The sequence below is a fragment of the Candidatus Doolittlea endobia genome (genome assembly GCF_900039485.1).
Classification (GTDB): domain Bacteria; phylum Pseudomonadota; class Gammaproteobacteria; order Enterobacterales; family Enterobacteriaceae; genus Doolittlea; species Doolittlea endobia.
On the sequence record NZ_LN999833.1, the window covers coordinates 595,565 to 620,707 of the forward strand.

Below are 25,143 nucleotides of genomic sequence, written 5' to 3' on the forward strand. Positions count from 1 at the left end.
CATGGAACTGGCGTTTTATCTTTCCGGTCTGGTGGCGGTGTTGTCGACGTTGCGCGTTATCACTCATACCCATCCGGTGCATGCGCTGCTGTACCTGATTATTTCGATGTTAGCCATCACCTGCGTGTTTTTCTCTCTTGGCGCTTACTTTGCCGGTGCGCTGGAAATTATTGTTTACGCCGGTGCTATCATGGTGCTGTTTGTGTTTGTTGTGATGATGCTCAACATAAACGTCGGCCGCGATAAGCAAGAGTGCACCTCTATATGTCTGAAAGACTGGATCGGTCCATCTCTTATGTCGCTAGTGCTATTAGTGATATTAGTTCACGCCTTAGCCGACGCGGGAGATCACGGCATCTCGGGTGACTTGATTACGGCAAAAACTGTAGGCATCGCGCTGTTTGGTCCTTATGTATTGGCGGTGGAACTAGCTTCCGTGTCGTTACTTGCAGGACTAGTAGTCGCCTTTCATCTTGGACACGACGATCGACCCCTTTAAGAAAAGAAGAAAGGAACAAGCATGATCCCATTATTACACGGTCTCATCCTAGCTGCTAGCCTATTTATATTGGGCCTGACGGGGATGATTATCCGTCGCAATCTACTCTTCATTCTACTGGGTCTAGAAATCATGATTAACGCGTCGGCGCTAGCGTTCGTGGTAAGCGGCAGCTATTGGGGCCACGCGGACGGGCAGGTGATGTATATCCTAGCGGTCACATTAGCCGCCGCCGAGGGCAGTATCGGCCTAGCGTTGCTACTACAACTATATCGCTGCCGCCGGACCATGGATATCGATTCAGTCAGCGAGATGCACAGATGAGCCTACTCTTTTTAACTCTAGTTTTTCCATTGGCAGCGTTCCTGCTCCTAGCATTTTCTCGTGGTCGCTGGACAGAAAATGTCGCTGCGACGGTCGGCGTCGGCAGCGTCGGGCTAGTAGCATTGACAACCTTTTGGGTAGCGCTGGATTTTCTCGATGCTCGTGGCGATGGTGCGGCCGTGTATACCCAGATTTTATGGAACTGGATGGCGGTAGGTGCTTTTCAGATTCCACTGGCCCTCAGCCTCGACGGCTTGTCGCTGACGATGTTGTCGGTAGTCGCCGGCGTTGGCTTTTTTATTCATCTTTATGCCTCTTGGTATATGCGAGGGGAAAAGGGCTATTCGCGTTTCTTCGCCTATACTAACCTGTTTATCGCCAGCATGTTAGTACTAGTGCTGTCGGATAATATGTTATTGATGTATCTCGGTTGGGAAATGGTAGGACTTTGCAGCTATCTGCTAATCGGATTTCATTATACTGAGTCGAAACATGGTGCAGCTGCTATGAAAGCATTTATCATCACCCGCATCGGGGATGTACTTCTAGCGTTTGCGCTGTTTATTCTTTACGACCAGTTCGGAACATTAAACTTCTACGCTTTGACGATACAGGCGCCGCAAAAACTGGCGGAAGGTTCTCCATCTATCACATGGGCAACGCTAATGCTGCTTGGCGGTGCAGTCGGCAAGTCGGCACAGTTGCCGCTACAAACCTGGCTAGCGGATGCCATGGCCGGTCCGACCCCGGTTTCGGCGCTGATCCATGCCGCGACTATGGTAACTGCTGGCGTGTATCTTATTGCCCGTACCCACAAGTTGTTCTTGATGGCGCCGGAGGTATTGCATTTGGTGGGGATTGTTGGCACAGTAACGCTGGTATTGGCTGGATTCGTTGCATTGGTGCAAACCAATATTAAGCGTGTGCTCGCCTATTCTACCATGAGTCAAATAGGCTATATGTTTTTGGCACTAGGCGTACAGGCGTGGAATGCGGCTATTTTCCACCTGATGACCCACGCCTTTTTCAAGGCACTACTTTTCTTGTCTTCTGGTTCAGTAATTCTAGTCTGTCATCACGAGCAGAACATCTTTAAAATGGGTGGTCTGCGTAAGTCAATTCCGCTAGTCTATATCTGCTTTCTGGTAGGAGGAGCGGCGCTATCAGCGTTGCCGGTGGTCACAGCTGGCTTCTATTCCAAGGATGCAATTCTCTGTGGCGCGCTGGCCAATGGCAATAGCACATTGACGATAGCCGGCTTGGTAGGGGCGTTCCTCACGTCTGTCTATACTTTCCGTATGATCTTTATCGTGTTCCATGGCGAGGCGAAGGTTAACGCCAAAACCTGTGGAAAAATCAGCCATCATTTGCCCCTGATAGCGTTGTTGGTGCTTTCTACGTTTATCGGTGCCTGGATCACGCCACCGCTAACGGGGGTTCTTCCGGCCAACAAGTTCGACCATCATGGTAGGCTGGTGCTAGAAATTATTTCAGGAATGGCCACCATCATAGGTATTTGTTTGGCAGCCACTTTGTGGCTAGGTCAGCGACGCTTGGTGAACACCGTAGCCGCCAGCGCACCTGGGCGTTTCCTAAAAATCTTGTGGTTCCACGCTTGGGGATTCGACTGGCTTTACGATAAAATCTTCGTCCAACCTTACTTGGTCATTACACGACTGTTGGCATGCGATCCGCTCAACGCGGTGATGAATTTTCCCGCGCGCTTAACGAGATGGGCCGGACGTGGATTGACAGTGAGCGCAAACGGGCAATTTCGTTGGTATACAGTGTCGATGGGACTGGGTGCTGTGATCGTGGTAGGGCTTTTGTTATTCCTCTAAACAACCTGATCTTCTTTTTCGGCTTAGATCGGAGCGGTAAGTAACATATGACTCCGATGACATGTAAGTTTATTGATTTTAGAATTAGGAATGTAAAACGCCATGTTGCTACCTTGGCTAATTCTTATCCCCTTTATCGGTGGTCTGCTATGTTGGCAATGCGGCCGTTTCGGCTCCTATGTACCTCGCTGGATAGCCTTGATTGCCATGGGGTTGACGTTGGCACTTTCATTGCTGTTGTGGAAGCAAGGAGGATATGCTTTAGAAACGTCAGAAGGGCTGCTGCAATGGCAGGTAAAGTATTTGATTTCCTGGATTCCGCGCTTTGGCATTAGCATTCATCTAGCACTGGATGGCTTGTCACTGCTGATGGTCGTACTAACTGGGCTACTCGGAATGCTGTCTGTTCTTTGCTCCTGGCGTGAAATCCAGCGATACCAAGGGTTCTTCCACCTCAATTTGCTGTGGATTCTCGGCAGTGTTATCGGCGTCTTCCTAGCTATCGATATGTTTCTTTTCTTTTTCTTTTGGGAAATCATGCCGGTACCTATGTATTTTCTTATCGCGTTATGGGGGCATAAGTCGTCCGACAGTAAAACACGTATTACTGCTGCAACTAAATTCTTTATTTATACACAAGCAAGCGGTTTATTAATGTTTGTAGCTATATTTTGCCTGGTGTTGCTGCACTATAACGCTACTAGCATCTGGACTTTTAATTATGAAGACTTGCTACGCACGCCGATGTCGGAATGGATGGAATATTTGCTAATGTTAGGCTTTTTCTTAGCCTTCGCGGTTAAAATGCCGGTTGTACCACTACATGGTTGGCTGCCGGATGCCCATAGCCAAGCGCCGACCGCTGGTTCAGTGGACTTGGCGGGAATTTTGTTGAAAACTGCGGCTTACGGGATGTTGCGTTTTAATCTACCTCTATTCCCCCATGCGTCGCATCAATTTGCGCCAATTGCTATGTGGCTAGGTGTGGTAGGCATTTTATACGGAGCTTTGATGGCGTTTTCACAAAATGATATCAAGCGTCTTATCGCATATACCAGCGTATCCCATATGGGTTTTGTTCTGATTGCCCTCTACAGCGGAAGTTTGTTAGCCTATCAGGGCGCGGTGGTACAGATGATCGCCCACAGTCTATCGACTGCCGGTATGTTTATCATTTGTGGCCAGTTATATGAGCGTTTACACACACGAGATATGAGGCTGATGGGTGATCTATGGACCCGCTTGAACTTTATTCCAGCGTCGTCGCTATTCTTCGCCATTGCAACGCTCGGGTTGCCGGGCACCGGCAACTTTATTGGTGAAATTACCATTTTATTCGGTAGTTTTCCGGCAGTACCAGTGATCACGATCATTGCTACATTCGGTCTAGTGTTCGCGTCGGTTTATTCGCTTATCATGATTCAGCGCGTTTATTATGGCCAGGGCAAATCTACCGAGCTGCTATTGGACATAACGTTGCGCGAACGGCTAATTATTTTGTTGCTAGTACTGCTACTGCTGTTATTAGGATTTTTCCCTCAGCTGATATTTGATACCTCAGCTACCGCTATGAGTAACATTCAGCACTGGTTTCCTCCGACGCCGGTTTCACAATTTTAACGACAAGGCATAATTCTCTGTGAGAATAACTTTTCAACAACTGATTGCACTATTACCTCTGTTAATAGTCGGATTAATGGTAGTAGCCGTAATGTTGTGCATTGCGTGGAAACGTAACCACTTTATGAGCGCTACCCTGATGATTATCGGGCTTAATCTAGCGCTGCTATCGCTGTGTTTTGTAATGCAACATAGCCCGATAGATGTAACACCCCTGGTACGCATCGATAGATTTTCTATATTCTATATCGGTCTGGTGTTAGTGGCCAGTTTTGCGACCAGCATATTAGCTTACGCTTGGCTAGCGGAATATCCAGGCAACCGAGACGAGTTTTATCTGCTAGTTCTGCTTGCCGCGATGGGTGGCATTTTCCTAGTCAGCGCCAATCATCTAGCGGCGTTGTTCCTGGGCATTGAACTAATTTCGCTTCCGATGTTTGGCATGATTGGCTATGCGTTGCGCCAAAAGCATTCGCTAGAAGCTAGCATCAAATACACGCTTCTGTCCACGGCAGCATCATCTTTTTTGCTGTTTGGTATGGCGATGGTGTACGCTCAAACCGGACAGTTGTCTTTCTATTCCCTCGGGACGTTTCATGACACTACGCTGTCGCGGCCGCTGTTACTAGCTGGTTTAGGGATGATGATGGTCGGTTTTTGTTTCAAGCTGTCGCTGGTTCCTTTCCATTTGTGGACGCCGGATGTTTATCAAGGCGCGCCAGCACCGGTGTCAACTTTTTTAAGCACCGCTAGTAAAATAGCGGTTTTCGCGGTCGTTATGCGTTTATTTTTATATGTACCTGTAACATGTAGTGATACAGTTCAGCTGGTGTTAACGATTATCGCCTGCGCCTCTATACTATTCGGCAACCTAATGGCTCTGAATCAAAATAACATTAAACGAGTACTGGGTTATTCCTCCATCGCTCATTTTGGCTATTTACTGATAGGGATAATTACGGTTCAGGACCAAACATTAGCGTTGGAAACTGTCGGAATTTATTTGGTAGGATATCTTTTCGCCAGTCTTGGGGCGTTCGGCGTCGTTAGTCTGATGTCTAGCCCTTATACCGGCGAGGATAAGGATTCTTTGCATTCTTACCGAGGTCTGTTTTGGCATAAACCGTTGCTGTCATTTATATTGACTGTGATGATTTTGTCGTTAGCGGGAATTCCTATGACCATTGGGTTTATTGGAAAGTGCTATGTCATTGCATTGTGCATAAATAACCACTTGAGCTGGTTAACCGGCACAGTCATTGTTGGTAGCGCCATCGGTCTGTTTTACTACCTGCGTATCATAATTAGTCTATACTTATCTCCGACGGAAAATCTACGCCGAGATACGCCCCCCAACTGGATACTGACTGCCGGCGGGGGAGTACTACTGATCTTCTCGATTTTGGTGTTGCTACTTGGTTTGTATCCGCAGCCGCTCATTACTCTGGTGCAATTATCGAAACCTGTTTTCTAATTCAACAAAGTTTGCTTTAGTTAGATATCTTTGATCAAATATCAAAACATGAAGACAATATAACGCTCTCTTAGAATACTTCACTAATAATACACGCCTTGCCTGATAGGCATAGCAGATTACAAAGGTGCTCAATACTGGACGCCATAAAAATGGCGTGAAGGAAGACGTTATTTTGCTTATTTTTTTTGCAAAGCAAATCAAACTTCTTTGAATTAGCTGGTCTATTCCAAGCATAGCTTGATTGACTTATGACAAGTAAATGGTTTACGATCAGGTCATTTGATATGAACACCTTCGTCTGATATACTCGGCGCGTTGGGCACGCTGATACTGGGGTTTTGTGCTCACTCTTCCTGCTGGAACCCATCTGCTATGTTGGCAGAAATAGAGATAACGCTAGCGCTGCTGAAAGCGGGTGTTTATAGGATATTATAGGCGCCACTTTCAGTGGTTTCCCGATCTTTACCGATAACCGTAATCGACAGATCGGAGAGTGTGTCGGCATTGCTGAAACTAGGCGCTTCGGTCATCAGGTCTGAAGCTGTAGTAGTTTTCGGGAACGCAATAACATCACGGATATTATCGGTACCAGTCAGCAGCATTACCAACCGGTCGAGGCCAAAGGCCAAACCAGCATGCGGCGGCGTGCCGTATTTTAACGCATCGAGTAAAAAACCGAATTTCTCTTTCTGTTCTTGTTCGTTAATACCTAAAATACTAAACACCGTTTCCTGCATGTCGCTACAGTGGATACGTACCGAGCCACCGCCGACCTCACAACCGTTAATCACCATGTCATAAGCATTGGCTACCGCCGACGTTGGCGATGTGGCAAGCGTGTGAGCATCGATATCCTTGGGTGCAGTGAACGGATGATGCATGGCGGACAAACCGCCTTCCCCGTCCTCTTCGAACATCGGAAAGTCGACGACCCATAACGGCGCCCAGCGGTCGGTAACCGTAAGTTGCAAATCTAGGCCCAGTTTTAGACGTAATGCCCCTAGTACATTAGTGACAACGTTTTTGCGATCCGCGCTGAAGAAAATCATATCTCCATCAGCGGCATCAGTACGCATCAGGATCTGTTCAATCACTCGTGGCCCAAGAAATTTCGCTATTGGGCCTTTCACCCCTGCTGCTCCGGCGGTACGCTGGTTGATCTTCATCCATGGTAGCTCTTTAGCGCCATACATTTCACTATATTTAGTATATTCGTCAATCTGTTTGCGACTCAATTGCGCACCAGCAGGTACGCGCAATGCCGCAACGCGACTCTGGCTGTTGTTACCAGGAATTGAAAATATCTCCAAATCTACGTCCTTGATCAAATCTTTTACGTCTACTAATTCCATTGGATTACGTAAATCCGGCTTGTCTGAACCGAAACGGCGCATAGCATCAGCATAGGTTATTTGAGGGAAAGTGCCCAGATCAAAGCCGGCAATCTCACGCCATAAATCGCGAATAAGCCGCTCCATTACCTCTCGTACTTGGGTTGCAGTCATAAAAGAGGTTTCAACGTCTATCTGAGTGAACTCAGGTTGACGATCGGCGCGTAAGTCTTCATCGCGAAAACATTTTACAATCTGGTAGTAGCGATCGAACCCAGATATCATAAGTAATTGTTTAAATAGTTGCGGCGACTGCGGCAAAGCGTAGAATTTACCTTTATGTATCCGGCTGGGAACTAGATAGTAACGTGCACCCTCCGGTGTAGCCTTGATCAGCATCGGTGTTTCGATATCGAGAAAACCTTCTGAATCCATGAAGTTACGAACAAAACTGGAGATACGTGCCCGTGTTTTGAGACGTTGCACCATAACTGGTCGACGCAAATCAAGGTAACGGAATCTGAGCCGTTGCTCTTCGGTGTTATTCTGCTTGCTATCGAGACGTAAAGGTTCAGAACGATTAATGATGGAAAGTGCGGTAGCTAAAACTTCAACGGCGCCGGTCGCCATGTCGTTATTAACTTGGCTGTCAGGGCGGGCACGCACAATACCGGTCAACTGCAGGCAGAATTCATTACGCAGTTCGGCAGCACGCACAAAGGTATCCTGAAGAGCTGGATCAAAAAATACTTGCACTAGGCCTTCCCGATCGCGCATGTCGATGAAAATCAGATCGCCAAGATCTCGACGGCGGTTAACCCAACCACATAATGTTACTTCCTGGCCAATATAGGACTGGTTCAGATGTCCGCAATATACAGTACGCATTAAGATGTCCTTAAAAATGCAGTCCGTTACCGAGTGAAGTCCTGACTCAAAACGAGCTGTTATTTATTAATTGACGGCTGTGCCGGCATTACTGGTCGGTTAGTATCCTACACAGACGGAAGTTTTAAAAGTGCTCTATATTATAGAGATTTAGCTACACCATAAGTCGATCTGCATTACAAGCACGCCAACCGAATTAGACTTAAAGATAGGAATCGATTATCTTGACTTAAATTTTCGTATTTAAAAATACATTGTGCAAAGATTGATGCTATTTGGCTTTATTGTGCAGCGAAGACGATGGTGTTTGATAGCATGGCTATGCGGCATTGTAAGCTCAATCCTACACATGCATTCCAACTTTATTTTCGCTATTGAGGCATTAAACCTTAACAAAGTGCGCGTAATTGCGCACTGTATTTCTTTCGTGCTACCCTGTAAAATCACAAATGCTTTATTTGGATCCTGAAAGCACTTTACACTGGAAAAGATTAAAGTCTCCTGACGATAGACAGGGTGATGGTTTCAATTTCCGGGATCCGCTTAATCTGGCAAAGATTTTGCCTTTGACCTATCGTAATGAGCTGTAGAGGACATGCGTTTAGTCAACAAAACTTCTGTTTTATGCTCGGTATCAAACTGAATAAGCTATTGCTGCATAGAGCAATGAAGTCTATGAGACGCGGCGGTAGGTCGAGGGACTACCTTTAACGCCTCGATTGACAGGCGCATTGTTCTCATAGCGTTTTTTTCAAGCTGTCGCACCCGCTCTGCGGAAACGCCGTATCGATCGGCCAGTTCTTGTAACGTACTTTTGTTATCTTCATCCAGCCAGCGCGCACGAATGATATCTTGACTGCGCTTATCGAGACTGTTTAGCGCCGCATTCAACTTGTCGGCAGCGTGATCGTCCCAGTTATCCTCTTCAATGCTGTCAGCAAAATCAGACGACTTATCCTGTAAATAAAGAATTATCGCCATCGGTTGTCCTTCACGAGCGTCGTCTTCGGGCATCGGATCAAATGTCATGTCCTGTGCAGCCATGCGGGACTCCATTTCACGGACATCATTGCTGGTCACACCAAGCTCCTTGGCTACCATTTCCACTTCATCTTGGTTAAACCAACCCAAGCGCTGCTTGGTTTTGCGCAGATTGAAAAATAGTTTGCGCTGCGCTTTAGTAGTCGCCACTTTTACGATACGCCAGTTACGCAGCACGTATTCGTGTATTTCCGCCTTAATCCAGTGAACTGCAAACGACACCAGTCGCACACCTACTTCAGGATTAAAGCGACGGACGGCCTTCATCAAACCGATGTTGCCTTCTTGAATCAGGTCAGCCTGCGGCAGGCCGTAACCGGAATAGTGATGCGCAATGTGAATAACAAAACGCAAATGGGACAGAATCAGCTGTTTAGCTGCTTCTAGATCACCCTGATAATGCAGCCGTTCAGCAAGTGCTTGTTCTTCCTCTGCCGTGAGCATCTGATAGGCATTGGAGGCTCTGATATAGGCTTCTAAGCTACCCTGTGGAACATAGGCTAAAACTTGCATATCTTTGATCATCATGCATGACCTCTCGTTAGAAACTTAGCCGCCGTCCAAGAGCATGGCTCGAATCAGAGTGCGATCTCTTGCCATTAGCAATTGATAACATGATCGCTATCTAGTCCGGGAGTTTAGCAACTACGATACCCCATCCCAACATCATATCAAAAAAATGTTAGTCAGGTGTAAATCGGTGTAAATATTGTATTATTGTTGGGCATGCCGCAAACCACCAGGTTATAATCGAAATCAGTAGTAACAGGATGGTTACATTCCAACTGAGACAATGCAGCACGAATGTGATGCCAAATACCACTGCTACGTTCTCTACCACCGATTCAAATTGCCAAACTAGCGCGCTGATCAAGATAAGTGACATCATCGCGCTAGCCATCCCAAAAACGCCGCCTTGCTGGTAAACACCAGCAGAATGAATTTATCGGTAACGCCAATTGATTTTATCATGTTAATAATGTTGCGTCGGCCGCAAATGTTCAGACATATACTCTGACTAATAATCAGAAACACCGCAATAATGATCAGAATTTCTATCATGGCAGATACTTTACTGATCAAAGCAATCAGCATCGCCAGACGGGTAAACCAACTACATTCGTGCCTCACACCCCGAGCTACAGCGACAAGGTCGCAGTATCTTAAGTGTGTTGATTTTCTGTCAATTGACCTTTGGCTTAATAATAGCAACCGCAGGTAATGGATTATCTTCTAGCATATCCATAGCACCATCAAAGCCAGACCAGTTTCGAAACTCGCCTATCGTCTCTTTACGATAAAGATAGTGGCCCTTGTCAGTCCCGTATTCTTGTTTGAGCACATCTATCATTTTTAGAGTAGCATTGTCATCTAACGCTTTATCAAAATACACAGTCAGCTGGAACGTTGGATACCACTGTTGCAACGCCTATCTAGTATTTTCCCATACTAGATAAGATAAACCGAGTAACGTAAACGAAGTACAATTACCATGATAGTCAAAACGGCGTAATCAGCGGATAGTGATACATGCCAACGTATCTATTTAGGCACAGTGCCACTGTTGCTTCCAACCTCCGTGTATTACCATGAACTCATTTGTCGCTTTCGCCTATTTGGCCGTTTGTTCTCGCGGCGGTTTTACCTACTTATTCACTAAATTAGGATAGCTAAATTTCTTCATCATGAATGATGACATAATTGAACTTTAAGATATGGTAATTTAGGCTCGCTAAATAGATGTGATATGCTCTCAGAGAGCGTATAGCATTAGAGTACCCGTCGACTTAGTCACGGTTTATTGAGCTAATTTCTGGTGAAGTTGATGTGTTATTGCTCCTTGTTTGATGGACTATATTAGAAGGGAGCATCCTTGCATCATCCTCTCATGCAAAAAGCGCTTTTATAAAATCGTCGGCTTTAAAGGGCTGCAAATCTTCAATCGTCTCTCCAACACCTATAAATCGAATTGGGATGCCAAAGTGATTTGCTATGGGGAAAATTACTCCACCCTTAGCGGTGCCGTCTAATTTGGTCAGGGTAATACCAGTCAGTCCTATCGCATCATTGAATAAGTTAACCTGATTAACGGCATTCTGCCCGGTGCTGGCATCTAGGGTCAACATAGTTTCATGAGGAGCATCAACGTCCAACTTTTTTATTACTTTAACAATTTTCTTTAATTCATCTATTAAATGGGCTTTGTTCTGCAGTCGCCCGGCGGTATCCGCAATCAGCACGTCAATGCCGCGCGCTTTTGCCGCTTGGATAGCGTCGAAAATGACTGAAGCAGAATCGGCACCAGTCTGTTGTGCTATCACTGAAATATGGTTACGCTCACCCCACACTTGCAATTGTTCGACCGCTGCCACGCGGAACGTATCTCCCGCTGCCAGCATAACGCTTTTCCCTTCAATCTGATAACGATGCGCGAGTTTACCGATAGTAGTGGTTTTTCCTACGCCGTTAACGCCAACCATCAAGATAACAAAAGGCGCTTCGCCCGTCATTTTTATCTGCCTTTCTACATTGATAAGAATAGTTGCCATTTCCTTACGCAATTGATTATACAACGCTTCAGCGTCTTGAAAATGGCGGAGATCGGCGTGGTCAATTAAACTATCTATTATTTTTCGAGTAGTTTTCACACCTACATCGGCCATCAGCAGTTGCTCCTCTAATTTCTCGAATAGATCATCATCAATTTTCTTTCCGCAGAATAATCGGATCAATCTAGATCCCAGATTCTGTCGTGTCTTGACAAGACTATTTTTTAATTTGGTAAAGAGTCCTGCACGCTCAAAGGCTTGCAGTTTTTTGTCTTCTTTGTTGCTCTGAAAGCTTCCCGCCGCCGCGTCTGCATTCTCTTCAGACGTTACAGGAGCCCCGATGTTTTTCTGAAATGGCATGCCGCCGTTGTGCCCGAGCTGGACCAAAGCAGAAGCGCTGCTGGTTTTTGACCTACGTTTACTATCAGAGACGTTATCCTGCGACGACGTGACTTTTGCAGTAAGAGAAAAAGCGACTTTCGTTATTATACGATTCGCTTTGTGTACCTTAGCGTCTACGGATAATGGGGGCTCATCACTTTTCGGAATCCTGTTAGAGATGGGATTTTTCATTTGTGAAGACGGTGTTAACTTCGGAGAAGCGGTGAAATTTTTCGCTGATACAGGAAAAGCCGATGAATGATTCGCATTCGGTCTTTCCACGCGCGCCTGAAGTACAGGCTTTGAAGTGTCAGTTTTACCTCTTATTACACTAAAGTCGTCGGTCTTCTGTGCGGTTTGTAGCTCGCTGCCTGCGTCATCGCTCTGATGATAAAATCTTACCAAGGAAAAGAAACTATCTTTTGCCATTTACGACTACACTCCTCGTTCAAAAAAGTAATAAATAATCTGTTCAGCAATATACAAAGTGAACCGCTGTACTAGGACGGACAACATGTGCTACAGTGAAGTTTTGTTTCAAATAATAAAGCAAATATAAAATACTGTTTCCAATCTCCCTTTGCTCGCTAGAATGTACTTTCGTTGTAGTTTTGTGCGTTTGGACTCGTTAAGATCTATCTATGATACACAATAATATAGCTCGTTTAGCCGGCCACATCCGTATTATAGGAGGCCGATGGCGAGGCCGTAAGCTACCAGTACTAGACAATCCGAGCTTGCGGCCGACGACAGACCGCGTGCGGGAAACGTTATTCAATTGGCTTGCGCCGGTCATACAGGGCGCGCGCTGCTTGGATTGTTTTTCAGGCAGCGGTGCTTTAGGTCTTGAGGCACTCTCGCGTGCCGCTGCCAGCGTTACACTCTTGGAACAGAATCGTGCTGTCAGCACGCAGCTTTCCCGTAATCTACTAGTGTTACAAGCGCAGCAGGCTGAGGTCATTACTACCGATAGTTTACTTTGGCTTACGAAATCAAACGCTGTTTTCGATATCGTTTTCATCGATCCCCCTTTTCGTCACGGGATGATAATATCTACGGTGATAGCTTTAGAGCAATACCGACATTTGGCTGACGGCGCCTGGATTTATATTGAAACCGAAATAGAAAACTCCGCTACCAGAGTGCCGGCCTATTGGAAGTTACATCGGGAAAAAATTGCTGGTCAAGTTGCCTATCAGCTCTATATCCGTCAAATCACGCCAGACAAGAAAGATAATATTCGTTGTTATTTAACCTGATAACAGTCATGTAATTGCTGAAATATTTTTCTATATTGATCTAATTTATTATGGTAATGATACATACGTTGTATCTTTCAGGCTGCTGAAAGCCATACTAACCATCAAACGCGGTGTTTCCTTTTCGGCATATTTAAATCGCCTGGTAGAAAACGCAGCAGATTAACACCTCTCTGACGTAACCGTTGAACCGCCCTGCGTTCTCGCCTGCGTAGCAATAGGCCTAGCGGCGGGTATAAGGACTACTATCAGGGTTTTTTGCCAGGCAAATAAGGAAATATCATAACGTTATCGCCTAAATCGGAAATGCAGGCGCTGCCATTTTCAGTTACGACGTCAATGCGTATGACAGCTTGTAGTGGGATGTAACTTCGGCTGACGCCGCTGAACTCCGTCTTTAGCTTTTCTTCAGAAGGATCGACTACTAAATTACTGTGACTGTTGAATACAAAATTGCCAATTTCAATAAATCCGAATACTGGACTTTGACTTAATTCACGTACAAATAGCTGATAATTTTTACCATTATTAATAAATTGAATGCGATAAATAGGCTGCCCGCTACTCATAAATCTGCTGTCTCCCGCAATGTTTACGCATGAACTGCGCAGGAAAAAAGTGGCGCTAACATAGCATGAAGGTTGGCAACGCGCATCTGCTTCGACCGAAATGTTAACATTAGGACATGTAAATTCCGTCAGTAACGGTACGAGACTGCCGGCATTGTGGATTTCATTGCCGAGATCAACTGGCTTGTTGAAAACGCTGGATGGCAGCATGTTGTTAACGTTATTAATGAACGACTATTTTACGTTGTCGGCATTTTTTCTGTTATGACGTTGGTAATATTCTTCAACTTTTTGTTGCACATTGCGACAGGACGAAATTATGCCACCGTTCGCCCTTTACGCAACAAATAACGGTAAGGTAACTGTTCCGTAGCCTGCACCAATAAAGTATGTTCCATGAACCAACAGAAGTCAGGAATATCGCGGATAGTAGACGGATCGTCGGCAATAATTAGCAATGTTTGACCATCTTCCATATAGCGTACGGTTTTACGCAGTATCATAATTGGTTCAGGGCAGCGCAGGCTACGAGCGTCTAAGGTTTGATCTGCGACGACAAAAGCATCATGCATACAGAATTCCACGTTAATTGTTTAAAGAGTCGGATTACTAAGAGCTATAGTCACACGTTAAAAATAGGCATTGGTTGTTCTTTTTTAGGCAAAGCAAATAGAAAGTAGCTCACACCATATGCTGATATGATACTAGATGATTCGTAATATCAATCATCTTGTGACGACAAGGTTTTAATTTGCTTCAGTCAATGACTGCAAGAGAGACAGTAAATTAAATGATTTCTCTGTTGAGTCGATGGACAAAAAGTATTACGCACAATAGTGGTTATAAGTCTTGCAACACCAGTATGCTACTTAAACATCTACCAATGTAATCTCGGATTGCGCCGTCTGAGTTAATTTATCCTCTCTATCTATATGCTAGCAATGTTCCTACGCTTTAAAGCGTAGCTTGCAGCGGGAAATGTTATATTTTTAGTATTAATTCAATCAGCCAATGCATTTTAAAGCGCAGAAATAACCAATGGACGTCACTTTGATGCCATCCTTGTTTGTCGTCTCTACTGATCATCACCCTTTCGACGAAGGGGTGCGATGGGAAATAACATCAAACCGATAAATGATACATTGCAGACAAATAATATTCATATTTCTCCAGGGCTAAAGCGCTGTTGTAATGACTGGAAAGCGATTCACATATCTGCAAATCCACATTTGCAATTTATCACGAATAAAGCAATGTATTGTTGCATGCCTATCATCGCAACGGGAGAAAGGCCTATCAACGGTTGCGTTAGGTGCAATCTACCTTCAGGTTACTTTGTTGGCGAATAATTAACTACAAACCTAGACTCTGCGATAAGTACCCTCAGACGTTGACGTTGAAATAATCTTATTGATCCAGCACGGATTGCACACAAAAATCATCACGTGTTAAACCTCAATGCAGTCGGCGCGTCAGGATGACGCCTCCATTGCTTCGTAGTTGCATCTTTGTTGATTCCGAGAGAGTCACACGTATTACTAGCCAAATATTCAGATACGATTTTTGTAATTTAGGTTAAAATTCGCCTGTCTTTAACTTGTGACGACAATCTCCAAAGATATGCTACTGACTGTTTTGAGTCGACTATAAAAGCAAAATGTAAAACCACTTAAGATAACGTTTTAGAGCCACGTGAGCGCATTATCAACATCATAACCGAGAAATCATCTCATCTATGATGTTAATCATAAATATCGCTAACGGAATGCATTAAGATTAAACTCTGATTGACGAATTATTAACCACCTTTAACAAGCGGGTACTTCTATGTCGAGTAAGTTAGTACTGGTTCTAAACTGTGGCAGTTCATCTTTAAAATTCGCTATTATCGATGCCGCTAACGGTAAAGAGCATATCTCCGGTCTCGCCGAGTGCCTCAATCTGCCGGAAGCGCGTATCAAATGGGAAATGGACGGCGTCAAGCAAGAAGCAACGTTAGGTGCTAGTAGTGCGCAAAGTGAAGCGCTGCGTTTTATCGTTAATACTATTTTGATACAAAAACCGAAATTGTCAGCCCAATTAACAGCCATTGGACACCGCATCGTGCATGGTGGTGAGCGCTTTACCCAATCCATCATTATCGATGACAATGTGGTAAAAGGTATTGAGGATTCCATTCCATTCGCGCCTCTGCATAATCCTGCTCATCTTATCGGCATCCGTGAAGCTTTAAAAGCATTTCCATCGTTAACACAAAAGAATGTAGCGGTTTTTGATACTGCTTTCCACCAGACAATGCCAGAAGAATCATATCTTTATGCCCTCCCATATTATTTTTATCAGGATCATGCTATCCGCCGCTACGGTGCACACGGCACTAGCCATTATTATGTCAGCCGTGAAGCGGCCAAGCTGCTTGCTAAACCAATTGAGCAGCTGAACGTTATTACCTGTCATTTAGGAAATGGAAGCTCTGTTTCCGCTATTTGTAATGGTCGATGCGTGGATACCTCTATGGGTTTGACGCCATTGGAAGGCTTGGTTATGGGCACACGCAGTGGCGATATCGATCCGGCCATCGTTTTTTATTTGCATGATGCCCTAGGCATGTCTGTCGCTCAAATCAATACGTTATTAAACAAAGAGTCCGGCCTGCTAGGTCTGACTGGCGTGACCAGCGATTGCCGCTATATCGAGAGTAATTATCGCGAAAAATCAGACGCCCGTCGTGCTATGAATGTGTATTGTCACCGTCTTGCTAAATATATCGGATCCTATAGCGCATTAATGGAGGGCCGGCTAGACGCGGTGATTTTTACCGGAGGTATCGGTGAAAACGCTGCGATAGTGCGCGAGCTATCATTGAAAAAACTTGCTCTGTTGGACTTTGAAGTGGATCATGAACGCAATCTGGCCGCCCGTTTCGGACATGGCGGGGTGATTACCACCGACGATAGCCACCCTGCCATCGTCATTCCAACCAACGAGGAACTAGTTATCGCACAGGACGCTGCTCGTCTGACAGCATAGTTCTTATCTTCCTTGCTGGCTTTTCCAGCGGAGCTGTTTTCGTTTAACGAGCAACCGTTAAAAGAGGTTTATTCATGTCCCGTACAATCATGTTGATTCCTACCGGCACAAGTGTCGGTCTGACCAGCGTCAGTCTCGGCGTTATTCGAGCCATGGAACAAAAGGGCATAAGCCTGAGCGTGTTTAAACCTATCGCGCAGCCCCGTTCCGGTAAAAACGCCCTCGACGCCACCGTTCTTATTATCCGCGCTAATTCTAGCATTTCTTTCTCTGAACCGCTGTCCATGAACTATGCTGAATCACTACTCGGTTCCAGCCAGCAAGATGTACTGATGGAAGAAATCATAGCCCGCTATCATAGCAATACACAAGAAGCAAACGTGGTGCTAGTGGAAGGCTTAATTCCCACACACAAACATCAGTTCGCCACTGCGCTTAATTACGAAATCGCCCGAACGCTCAACGCCGAAATTGTCTTTGTGCTGGCGTTGGGACAAGATTTGCCGAATCAGCTTAAAGAACATATCGAACTGGTGCGTTCAAGCTTTGGTGGTAGAAAAAATAAAAATATCATCGGCGTCATTATCAACAAATTAAATGCACCAGTAGATGAACAAGGTTACACCTGCCCAGATTTGTCTGAAATTTTCGATGCTTCTAGCAAGGCACGCGCCAATACTGATCCAAGCCTGCTATTTAAAAATAGCCCACTGCCAGTGCTGGGCTGTATTCCCTGGAATGTCGATCTTATCGCTACGCGCGCCATCGATATGGCGAGCCATCTAGATGCGACGATTATTCACGAAGGAGAAATTCAAACCCGTCGCGTGAAATCCGTTACATTTTGTGCGCACAGTCTACCAAATATGCTAGAACACTTTCGTCCAGGAGCACTGTTAGTCACCTCCGCTGACCGTCCCGATGTATTGGTCGCTGCCTGTCTCTCCGCGATGAACGGCGTAGAAATTGGAGCGGTATTGCTGACCGGTGGCTATGATATCGATCCGCGCATTCAGCAACTGTGTAAACCTGCCTTCCAGACAGGCTTACCGATGTTTACCGTGCAGACAAACACTTGGCAGACCTCTCTCCTCCTGAAAAGCTCCAGCCTGGAGGTGCCGGCTGATGACCACGGCCGAGTGGAAAAACTGCGAAATTATGTTGCTGAACATATTGATAATGCTTGGATCGAATCGCTGTCCGCAAACTTTGAACGTCCGCGCCGTCTGTCACCGTCGGCGTTCCGTTATCAGTTGATCGAACGAGCACGCCAGGCGGGTAAACACATCATCCTGCCGGAAGGCGAAGAGCCGCGCATCGTAAAAGCGGCATCTATTTGTGCCGAACGTGGCATTGCTCACTGTGTCTTGCTGGGAAACCCTGATGCAATTCAACGCGTTGCCGTGACACAAGGCGTGACGCTCGGTGATGGTATTGAAATTATCGATCCGGAAATAGCGCGCGAGAAATATGTTGCCCGTCTGGTTGAACTACGAAAAAGCAAAGGTATGAGCGAAATGGTAGCCCGTGAACAGCTGGAAGACAATGTAGTGCTAGGCACACTCATGCTGGAACAAGACGAAGTGGACGGACTAGTGTCAGGTGCGGTACATACCACTGCAAACACCATCCGCCCACCGCTGCAACTTATCAAAACTGCCCCTGGCAGTTCTCTCGTATCGTCGGTGTTCTTTATGCTGCTACCTGAACAGGTCTTGGTGTACGGCGATTGCGCCATCAATCCAGATCCAACCTCAGAACAATTAGCTGAGATCGCTATCCAATCGGCTGATTCCGCTACTGCCTTTGGTATCGAACCGCGCGTGGCGATGATTTCCTACTCCACGGGCAACTCCGGCGCCGGCAGCGACGTTGAAAAGGTGCGCGACGCCACCCGGCTGGCGCAGAAAAAACGTCCGGATCTAGTCATTGACGGCCCGCTACAGTATGATGCTGCTATTATGGCTGATGTTGCGTTATCAAAAGCGCCTAACTCTCCCGTGGCTGGTAAGGCAACAGTGTTTATTTTCCCGGATCTGAATACCGGTAATACGACTTATAAAGCTGTACAGCGCTCAGCAAATCTGATTTCTATCGGTCCGATGCTGCAGGGGATGCGAAAATCGGTCAATGATCTCTCTCGCGGTGCACTGGTAGATGATATCGTCCATACCATCGCCTTGACTGCTATTCAATCGAATCAGGCGAAAGTTGATTAAGGGTTGAAACATTAAAAACGCACAAATTTGATTATTGTGCATTACCAAAAATAAGGGGCAAAACTAACCGACAGGTTAATTTTGGAACGTTAGCTTTTATTTTTCATCACCTGCCATACGCCATTAATGTGGAAAGATGTCCAACCGGTGACCTTGCCGTATTTTTCTGATACAATATATTGTTGTTTGGTTTTACGGCTAAAGCGCACTGACGTGCTATTATCTTCGTCATCCGTAACGGGCGCATCGGCTAAATAGCGCAGCTTTTCCGGCAGCCGATCGCGGAAACGAACCAACTCAGCTACTAACGGCGCACGGGTTTCTCGGGATTTCGGAAACGTGTTAGCGGCTAGAAATACTCCCGCCGCCCCATCGCGCAGTACAAAATAAGCATTTGACTTCTCACACAGTAGTTCAGGCAGTGGCACTGGATCTTCTTTTAGAGGCGCAACATTTCCATTACGAAGGATTTTGCGGGTGTTCTTGCAGTTGTCGTTGGTGCAGGCCATGTATTTACCAAAACGTCCCAACGTCAAATACATATTGGCACAGCACTTTTCACACTCTACGATCGGACCATTATAGCCTTTGATGAGAAACTCTCCCTGTTCAATATCATAGCCTTCGCATAGCGGGTTATTGCCGCATACGTGGAGTTTATGTCGACTATCGATAATATAACTGTCCATAGCTGTGCCGCATTTCCCACAGCGACAGCGTGCGCGCAAGGCATTGGTTTCTGCATCGTCCCCTTCTAGCACGTTCAGGGTCTCTGCTTCAGATATTAAACTGATAGTATTTTTACAGCGTTCTGTCATCGGCAGCGTATAGCCAGAACAGCTGAGAAACACGCCTGTGCTAGCAGTACGAATCCCCATCTTACAGGCACAAACTGGGCAGTTGATGCTAGTTATCACCATCTGATTAGGCCGCATGCCGCCGTCTTCCGGATTTTTCTTGGCGTTTTCCAACTGTTTACTGAACTTCTGGAAGAAAGTATCTAGAACCCGTTTCCACTCTTTCTGATTAGTTTCCACCTGATCGAGGGTATCTTCCATCTTGGCAGTAAAATCGTAATTCATCAGATCGCGGAAGTTTTCTTCTAGACGATCGGTAACGATTTCCCCTATTTTTTCCGCATACAAACGGCGGTTTTTCGCATGGACATAACCGCGATCCTGAATAGTCGAGATAATAGAAACATAGGTTGACGGCCGGCCAATCCCTCGTTTTTCTAGCTCTTTCACTAGCGAGGCTTCACTGTAGCGGGCAGGCGGTTTAGTGAAATGCTGACTAGCCAGCAATTTGATAAGCGTGAGTGTCTGGCCGACTTCCACTTCCGATAAAGCCTGGCCTTCTTCGCTTTTGCATAGCACCGGCATGACCTTGGTCCAACCGTCAAAACGTAAGGTGCGGCCACTGGCGAGCAGCTGAAATTCACCTGTAGTGACGGTAAGCTTCGTAGAAGCATATTGTGCAGGCGCCATTTGACAAGCAATAAACTGACACCATATGAGTTGGTAAAGTTTCTGCGCATCAGCTGCCATGTCTTTTAGTTGTTCCGCTAAAACGCTAACGTCAGAAGGACGGATAGCTTCATGTGTTTCTTGAGCAGTATTTTTATTAGCGTAGTCATTAGCCTGTTTCGGCAAGTAGGAACTGCCGAAAGATTCGCTGATGTAAGCGCGAGCCATATTAAGCGCACTCTGACTCAAGCTTGTGGAGTCAGTACGTATATATGTGATATGTCCAGCTTCATATAAGCGCTGCGCTAGGATCATAGTTTTTTTTATGCTATAGCTTAGGTTCGTGCTGGCCGCCTGTTGTAGCGTCGATGTAGTGAATGGTGCTCCTGACTTGCTGCTAGTCGATTTATTGCTACGAGCGCTGACCACATAATTCGCGTTTTCAAGCTTGTCTAGAGCCGCCTGAATTTGCTGGTAATTCACGGGCTTAAAAGGTTTCTCCTTTTGGGAAATTATCTGCATGAGCAACGGCGTTGCCTGCTCCGTTTGCAAGTCGGCATGAAGTTTCCAATACTCTTCGGGAATAAACGCTTTAATTTCCCGTTCGCGTTCTACAACAAGTCGGACCGCAACCGATTGGACACGTCCAGCCGATAGACCACGAGCAATTTTCTTCCACAACAACGGTGACACCATATAGCCAACAATACGATCCATGAAACGCCGCGCCTGCTGGGCATTGACCCGATCAATATTCAGTGTACCCGGCTTCTCGAAAGCCTTGGTAATGGCATTTCGGGTGATTTCGTTGAACACAACACGGCTGAAACGTTTATTATCACCACCAATTACTTCGCGTAGATGCCAAGCGATAGCCTCCCCTTCTCGGTCAAGATCGGTTGCGAGGTAGATTCGATCAGCTTTTCCCGCCAAAGCTTTCAACTCGGTCACTACTTTCTCTTTATTGGGTAAAATCTCATACCGGACTTTCCAGCCATGATAAGGATCGATACCCATCCGATTGATTAATGCAAGTTGCGGGTCCAGTTTACTTGCTTTCTTTTTACTGGCATTGGTGTTCTTTTGACTTGTTGAACCGCTGATTGGCAAATCGCGGATATGGCCAGCGCTGGACTTAACCACATAGTCTTCTCCTAAATATTTACTAATCGTTTTGGCTTTGGCTGGTGATTCAACAATAACGAGAGCTTGACCCATTTACCTTTACCTGAGTTATATCTTCTACAATCAAAAGGCTTCAGCGCCAGACCATGACTGGGTGACCCTCTTCATATTGTGGTAGCGCCGCTAAAAATCAACCTCTTTTATCGCACTTTCCAAACGGGACAGGAGAGTACTAAGTCGGTTTTTTATCAGGAAAAGTTATCTAATTTTACACGCAGCTTGCACAGACAGAGCATTAAACTTCCGATGCTGAACGACTATTACATTAACTTGCATCGACTTCATGAGTTATGACCCGAAAATCAGTTATTTTTCAAATAATTCCCCGTGTAGTATTTGAAACCTGACTTATTACCGCTACAGCGATTAACCTACATGTTTTGAGGATAAGACAAGCGATGAGATTGTGCGATCGTGATATTGAAATTTGGCTAGATGAAGGACGATTAGACATTGTGCCGCGCCCGCCGACGGAAAGGATTAACGGAGCGACGGTGGATGTGCGATTGGGTAATCAGTTCCGGGTCTTTAGTGGGCATACTGCAGCGTATATTGATCTCAGTGGACCAAAAAATGAAGTGACCGCTGCGCTAGACCGAGTAATGAGTGACGAAATCCAACTGGACGAAGGTGAAGCGTTTTTTCTGCATCCTGCTGAACTAGCACTGGCTGTCACTCTGGAATCAGTTACGCTACCTAATGATCTGGTCTGCTGGCTAGATGGACGTTCTTCCCTAGCGCGCCTTGGTCTCATGGTGCATGTGACCGCACATCGGATCGATCCCGGTTGGCAGGGTAAAATCGTGTTGGAGTTTTATAATTCAGGTAAGTTGCCTCTGGCGCTCCGACCCGGTATGCTAATAGGTGCTTTGAGCTTTGAGCTACTGAGCGGTATTGCAGCCCGCCCTTATAACCGACGTACAGATGCCAAGTACTGCAATCAGCAAGGCGCCGTAGCCAGCAGAATTGCCAAGGAGTCAATCGCTAAAAACCTGTAGTGTTTAGTGGTGACCGAACTGACAGCTACAGTGACGCTCATAAATTCTGCTATTAAGCATCCCGTGTAGACGGGATGCTCTAGTCAGGGGCAGAGCATATCGATGGTCGGTAAAACCGATATTGTTTCAATATATGGTAAAGAACAATAAAGATGCTCTATTGATAATTTTAATTTTTTCTGATGTTTTGAAGCTCAGTTGGAAATCTGAGCGTCCGCTTCCTGAAAATCGCCGCGCCTCTTATAAACAATCAGCGGGTAGGCACTATTAGTTGATAGCTAGCAAATATAGTGGTCCTGAGTGAAGTGAAAGCAGGCAACTTTTAACCGCATGGTCAATTATGTTGCTTTGGTTAGATTATACGCCCTTTTCAAGGGCGTATCCGCGTTTCTATAATAACCTTTCTTAGCGGAAAGCTTGCGTCTTTCGTTACTGGTTACCGGGAGTCATGATGAAAACTACATTCAATCAATTGCTCGAAGTTCCCTGCCTTTTTACTTATAAGGTGATAGGGATTGCCCAACCGGAGTTAGTTGATCAGGTAACGGAAGTTGTGCAGCGATACGCTCATGACGATTACTGCCTTCAAGTTAAATCCAGCAATAAAGGGCGTTACTATTCCGTTTCCATTACTATTACTATTACTCACATCGAGCAGATAGAAATACTGTATGAAGAACTGCCTAAAATCGATATTGTACGCATGGTGCTTTAATCCGGGAGGTAATTGTGTCAGATAGCTTGGTTGTACGCCAGCTTGGACTTCAACCTTATCAGAAAGTTTTGTTGGCGATGCGCTACTTCACAGATACGCGTAACACCGCTAGCGCTGATGAAATTTGGCTGGTACAGCACCCGCAAGTCTTTACCCAAGGTCAAACCGGTAAAATCGAACATCTATTGCATCCGAGCACTATTCCGGTGGTACAAAGCGATCGCGGTGGTCAAGTGACTTTCCACGGTCCGGGCCAGCAAGTTATGTATGTCCTTTTGGATCTGCGTCGTCGCCAGCTTGATGTGCGCTGTCTTGTCACCCTGTTGGAACAAACAGTCGTCTCAACCCTAGCACGCTTTTCAATTAGCGCCTACACCCGAGGCGATGCGCCGGGTGTCTACGTTGGGGCTAGTAAAATCTGCTCGCTTGGTTTACGTATCCGAAAAGGTTGCTCATTCCACGGTTTGGCGCTCAACATCGCCATGGATCTCTCGCCTTTTTTGTGTATCAATCCCTGTGGCTATACCGGTCTACGTATAACGCAAGTAAGCGATTTCTTACCCGATATCGATATCGACGATGTCTCGTCGGTATTACTTGCAGAATGTCTTCGTCTGATGAAGGTCACCTCTTGCGAGATTCAGAAATGGGATCCAGCGCATTATGCACTTGAACGGTAGCTCAAATTTTCTGATATTTACTTAAAATTCACCTAACAAGTTAATATATCTGTTTTTCAACTGTGGGATTGGACCTGCATTATTATGAACAAATCGATACAGATGGAACGGGGGTTAAACACCGTAAGGCTAATAAAATGGCTGTAATTCCTATCAAAGCCATTTCTGTGGAACGCCAAGAAATTTTGCGCAAGCCATCCTGGATAAAAATCAAATTGCCAGCCGACTCGACCCGTATTCAGAACATTAAGACGGCAATGCGTAAAAACGACCTATACTCGGTATGCGAAGAGGCCTCCTGCCCTAATTTAGGGGAATGCTTTAACCGCGGCACTGCAACCTTTATGATTTTAGGAACCATCTGCACCAGGCGTTGCCCCTTCTGCGATGTCGCGCACGGCCGTCCCATCACGCCTGATGCCAATGAGCCGGTGAAACTGGCGCAAACCATCGTTGATATGAAGTTGCGTCATGTTGTGATCACCTCTGTCGATCGCGACGACTTACGCGATGGCGGCGCTCAGCATTTCGTCGATTGTATCAGTGCTATTCGCGCCAAAAATCCTAATATCCGGATCGAGACACTAGTGCCCGACTTCCGAGGCCGTACGGATCGTGCGTTGAAAATCATTAACACCGCGCCACCAGATATTTTTAATCATAATTTGGAAAACGTGCCACGTTTATATCGTCAAGTACGTCCCGGCGCTGATTATCATGGGTCGCTTAAGCTTCTGGAAAACTTCAAAACGGCTAATCCGCAGTTGCCGACCAAATCTGGTTTAATGGTTGGATTAGGGGAAACTAACGCCGAAATTGTTGATGTGATGCGTGACTTACGCCGTCATGGCGTCACCATGTTGACGCTGGGTCAGTATTTGCAACCCAGCTGCCATCATTTACCTGTCAAGCGTTATGTTAGTCCGCAAGAATTTGATGAGATGAAACAAGAAGCGTTAGCGATGCGCTTCACCCATGCTACCTGCGGACCTTTTGTACGCTCATCGTACCACGCGGATTTGCAAGCTGACGGGATAGAAATTAATATATAATCATATATCATCAAATGAT

At 45.8% G+C, this 25,143-nt stretch carries 18 protein-coding genes and 2 pseudogenes; 12 read left to right on the forward strand and 8 right to left on the reverse strand.

All coding sequences use genetic code 11. The annotated features are described in order from the left end of the window. The first annotated feature begins 1 nt into the window (after window position 1). The 5 genes from nuoJ (at window position 2) to nuoN (ending at window position 5,758) form a co-directional block, all read left to right on the forward strand. Window positions 2-499, forward strand: coding sequence for an NADH-quinone oxidoreductase subunit J (gene nuoJ / locus A4A68_RS02140; RefSeq protein WP_067566054.1), 498 nt, complete (start codon window positions 2-4; stop codon window positions 497-499). A gap of 21 nt (window positions 500-520) precedes the next feature. Beyond that, entirely contained in the window at window positions 521-823 is a 303-nt protein-coding gene (nuoK, locus tag A4A68_RS02145; protein ID WP_067566057.1) for an NADH-quinone oxidoreductase subunit NuoK, read from the forward strand. Then, the gene (gene nuoL, locus A4A68_RS02150) at window positions 820-2,664 is read left to right on the forward strand and encodes an NADH-quinone oxidoreductase subunit L (protein ID WP_067566061.1); all 1,845 of its coding nucleotides are present in this window, start codon (window positions 820-822) and stop codon (window positions 2,662-2,664) included. The genes nuoK and nuoL overlap by 4 nt, the downstream gene beginning before the upstream one ends. A 102-nt stretch (window positions 2,665-2,766) precedes the next feature. Beyond that, on the forward strand, window positions 2,767-4,284 hold the full coding sequence (nuoM, locus tag A4A68_RS02155) for an NADH-quinone oxidoreductase subunit M (protein WP_067566065.1): 1,518 nt from the start codon (window positions 2,767-2,769) through the stop codon (window positions 4,282-4,284). A gap of 19 nt (window positions 4,285-4,303) precedes the next feature. Further along, window positions 4,304-5,758, forward strand: coding sequence for an NADH-quinone oxidoreductase subunit NuoN (gene nuoN, locus A4A68_RS02160; protein WP_067566068.1), 1,455 nt, complete (start codon window positions 4,304-4,306; stop codon window positions 5,756-5,758). Between the two features lie 422 nt (window positions 5,759-6,180). Here nuoN and aspS read toward each other — a convergent pair whose 3' ends face one another. The 5 genes and pseudogenes from aspS to ftsY form a co-directional block, all read right to left on the reverse strand. Further along, the gene (gene aspS / locus A4A68_RS02165; RefSeq protein WP_067566071.1) at window positions 6,181-7,980 is read right to left on the reverse strand and encodes an aspartate--tRNA ligase; all 1,800 of its coding nucleotides are present in this window, start codon (window positions 7,978-7,980) and stop codon (window positions 6,181-6,183) included. Window positions 7,981-8,691: 711 nt separating this feature from the next. After that, window positions 8,692-9,546, reverse strand: a pseudogene (gene rpoH, locus A4A68_RS02170) (RNA polymerase sigma factor RpoH); the annotation flags it as partial. A 360-nt stretch (window positions 9,547-9,906) separates the two neighbouring features. After that, window positions 9,907-10,152: a hypothetical protein gene (locus A4A68_RS03720; RefSeq protein WP_231938052.1), complete on the reverse strand. Its 246-nt coding sequence runs from the start codon at window positions 10,150-10,152 to the stop codon at window positions 9,907-9,909. A 52-nt stretch (window positions 10,153-10,204) separates the two neighbouring features. Next, the gene (locus tag A4A68_RS03725; RefSeq protein WP_231938053.1) at window positions 10,205-10,447 is read right to left on the reverse strand and encodes a permease-like cell division protein FtsX; all 243 of its coding nucleotides are present in this window, start codon (window positions 10,445-10,447) and stop codon (window positions 10,205-10,207) included. A 460-nt stretch (window positions 10,448-10,907) separates the two neighbouring features. Next, window positions 10,908-12,380 (reverse strand): signal recognition particle-docking protein FtsY, encoded by a 1,473-nt coding sequence (ftsY, locus tag A4A68_RS03230; RefSeq protein WP_082800153.1) that lies wholly within the window; start codon window positions 12,378-12,380, stop codon window positions 10,908-10,910. Window positions 12,381-12,592: 212 nt separating this feature from the next. On the opposite strand from ftsY, the gene rsmD reads away from it, so the two are divergent. Next, the gene (gene rsmD / locus A4A68_RS02190) at window positions 12,593-13,210 is read left to right on the forward strand and encodes a 16S rRNA (guanine(966)-N(2))-methyltransferase (protein ID WP_067566076.1); all 618 of its coding nucleotides are present in this window, start codon (window positions 12,593-12,595) and stop codon (window positions 13,208-13,210) included. Window positions 13,211-13,458: 248 nt separating this feature from the next. Here the strand turns inward: rsmD and A4A68_RS02195 are convergent, their stop codons facing one another. Together A4A68_RS02195 and tusA are read right to left on the reverse strand one after the other, a co-directional pair. Continuing rightward, window positions 13,459-13,779, reverse strand: coding sequence for a DUF1820 family protein (locus A4A68_RS02195; protein WP_067566559.1), 321 nt, complete (start codon window positions 13,777-13,779; stop codon window positions 13,459-13,461). 317 nt (window positions 13,780-14,096) lie between these two features. Continuing rightward, window positions 14,097-14,351 carry a sulfurtransferase TusA gene (gene tusA / locus A4A68_RS02200; RefSeq protein WP_067566079.1) on the reverse strand — a complete coding sequence of 85 codons (255 nt, stop codon included), beginning with the start codon at window positions 14,349-14,351 and terminating at the stop codon, window positions 14,097-14,099. 1,255 nt (window positions 14,352-15,606) lie between these two features. On the opposite strand from tusA, the gene A4A68_RS02205 reads away from it, so the two are divergent. Beyond that, window positions 15,607-16,809: an acetate kinase gene (locus tag A4A68_RS02205; RefSeq protein ID WP_067566082.1), complete on the forward strand. Its 1,203-nt coding sequence runs from the start codon at window positions 15,607-15,609 to the stop codon at window positions 16,807-16,809. A gap of 74 nt (window positions 16,810-16,883) precedes the next feature. Continuing rightward, a complete protein-coding gene (pta, locus tag A4A68_RS02210) occupies window positions 16,884-19,028 on the forward strand; it encodes a phosphate acetyltransferase (protein WP_067566085.1) in 2,145 nt (714 codons plus the stop codon). Window positions 19,029-19,117: 89 nt separating this feature from the next. Here pta and topA read toward each other — a convergent pair whose 3' ends face one another. Beyond that, a complete protein-coding gene (gene topA / locus A4A68_RS02215; RefSeq protein ID WP_067566088.1) occupies window positions 19,118-21,712 on the reverse strand; it encodes a type I DNA topoisomerase in 2,595 nt (864 codons plus the stop codon). 365 nt (window positions 21,713-22,077) lie between these two features. On the opposite strand from topA, the gene dcd reads away from it, so the two are divergent. From dcd to lipA, 4 genes and pseudogenes are all read left to right on the forward strand, one after another. Next, a complete protein-coding gene (gene dcd, locus A4A68_RS02220) occupies window positions 22,078-22,677 on the forward strand; it encodes a dCTP deaminase (protein ID WP_067566090.1) in 600 nt (199 codons plus the stop codon). 451 nt (window positions 22,678-23,128) lie between these two features. Then, window positions 23,129-23,392 carry a DUF493 family protein YbeD gene (gene ybeD, locus A4A68_RS02225; protein WP_067566093.1) on the forward strand — a complete coding sequence of 88 codons (264 nt, stop codon included), beginning with the start codon at window positions 23,129-23,131 and terminating at the stop codon, window positions 23,390-23,392. An 11-nt stretch (window positions 23,393-23,403) separates the two neighbouring features. Further along, window positions 23,404-24,072, forward strand: a complete 669-nt coding sequence (gene lipB / locus A4A68_RS02230) for a lipoyl(octanoyl) transferase LipB (protein ID WP_067566096.1) — start codon at window positions 23,404-23,406, stop codon at window positions 24,070-24,072. Between the two features lie 84 nt (window positions 24,073-24,156). Then, a pseudogene (lipA, locus tag A4A68_RS02235) lies at window positions 24,157-25,124 on the forward strand (lipoyl synthase). Window positions 25,125-25,143 lie beyond the last annotated feature (19 nt).

Excerpts from the sequence above, each read along its gene's own strand:
- nuoJ (WP_067566054.1), top strand. The coding sequence starts at position 2 with ATGGAACTGGCGTTTTATCTTTCCGGTCTGGTGGCGGTGTTGTCGACG.
- nuoK (WP_067566057.1), top strand. The coding sequence starts at position 521 with ATGATCCCATTATTACACGGTCTCATCCTAGCTGCTAGCCTATTTATA.
- nuoL (WP_067566061.1), top strand. The coding sequence starts at position 820 with ATGAGCCTACTCTTTTTAACTCTAGTTTTTCCATTGGCAGCGTTCCTG.
- nuoM (WP_067566065.1), top strand. The coding sequence starts at position 2,767 with ATGTTGCTACCTTGGCTAATTCTTATCCCCTTTATCGGTGGTCTGCTA.
- aspS (WP_067566071.1), bottom strand. The coding sequence starts at position 7,980 with ATGCGTACTGTATATTGCGGACATCTGAACCAGTCCTATATTGGCCAG.
- ftsY (WP_082800153.1), bottom strand. The coding sequence starts at position 12,380 with ATGGCAAAAGATAGTTTCTTTTCCTTGGTAAGATTTTATCATCAGAGC.
- rsmD (WP_067566076.1), top strand. The coding sequence starts at position 12,593 with ATGATACACAATAATATAGCTCGTTTAGCCGGCCACATCCGTATTATA.
- A4A68_RS02195 (WP_067566559.1), bottom strand. The coding sequence starts at position 13,779 with ATGAGTAGCGGGCAGCCTATTTATCGCATTCAATTTATTAATAATGGT.
- tusA (WP_067566079.1), bottom strand. The coding sequence starts at position 14,351 with ATGCATGATGCTTTTGTCGTCGCAGATCAAACCTTAGACGCTCGTAGC.
- A4A68_RS02205 (WP_067566082.1), top strand. The coding sequence starts at position 15,607 with ATGTCGAGTAAGTTAGTACTGGTTCTAAACTGTGGCAGTTCATCTTTA.
- pta (WP_067566085.1), top strand. The coding sequence starts at position 16,884 with ATGTCCCGTACAATCATGTTGATTCCTACCGGCACAAGTGTCGGTCTG.
- topA (WP_067566088.1), bottom strand. The coding sequence starts at position 21,712 with ATGGGTCAAGCTCTCGTTATTGTTGAATCACCAGCCAAAGCCAAAACG.
- dcd (WP_067566090.1), top strand. The coding sequence starts at position 22,078 with ATGAGATTGTGCGATCGTGATATTGAAATTTGGCTAGATGAAGGACGA.
- ybeD (WP_067566093.1), top strand. The coding sequence starts at position 23,129 with ATGAAAACTACATTCAATCAATTGCTCGAAGTTCCCTGCCTTTTTACT.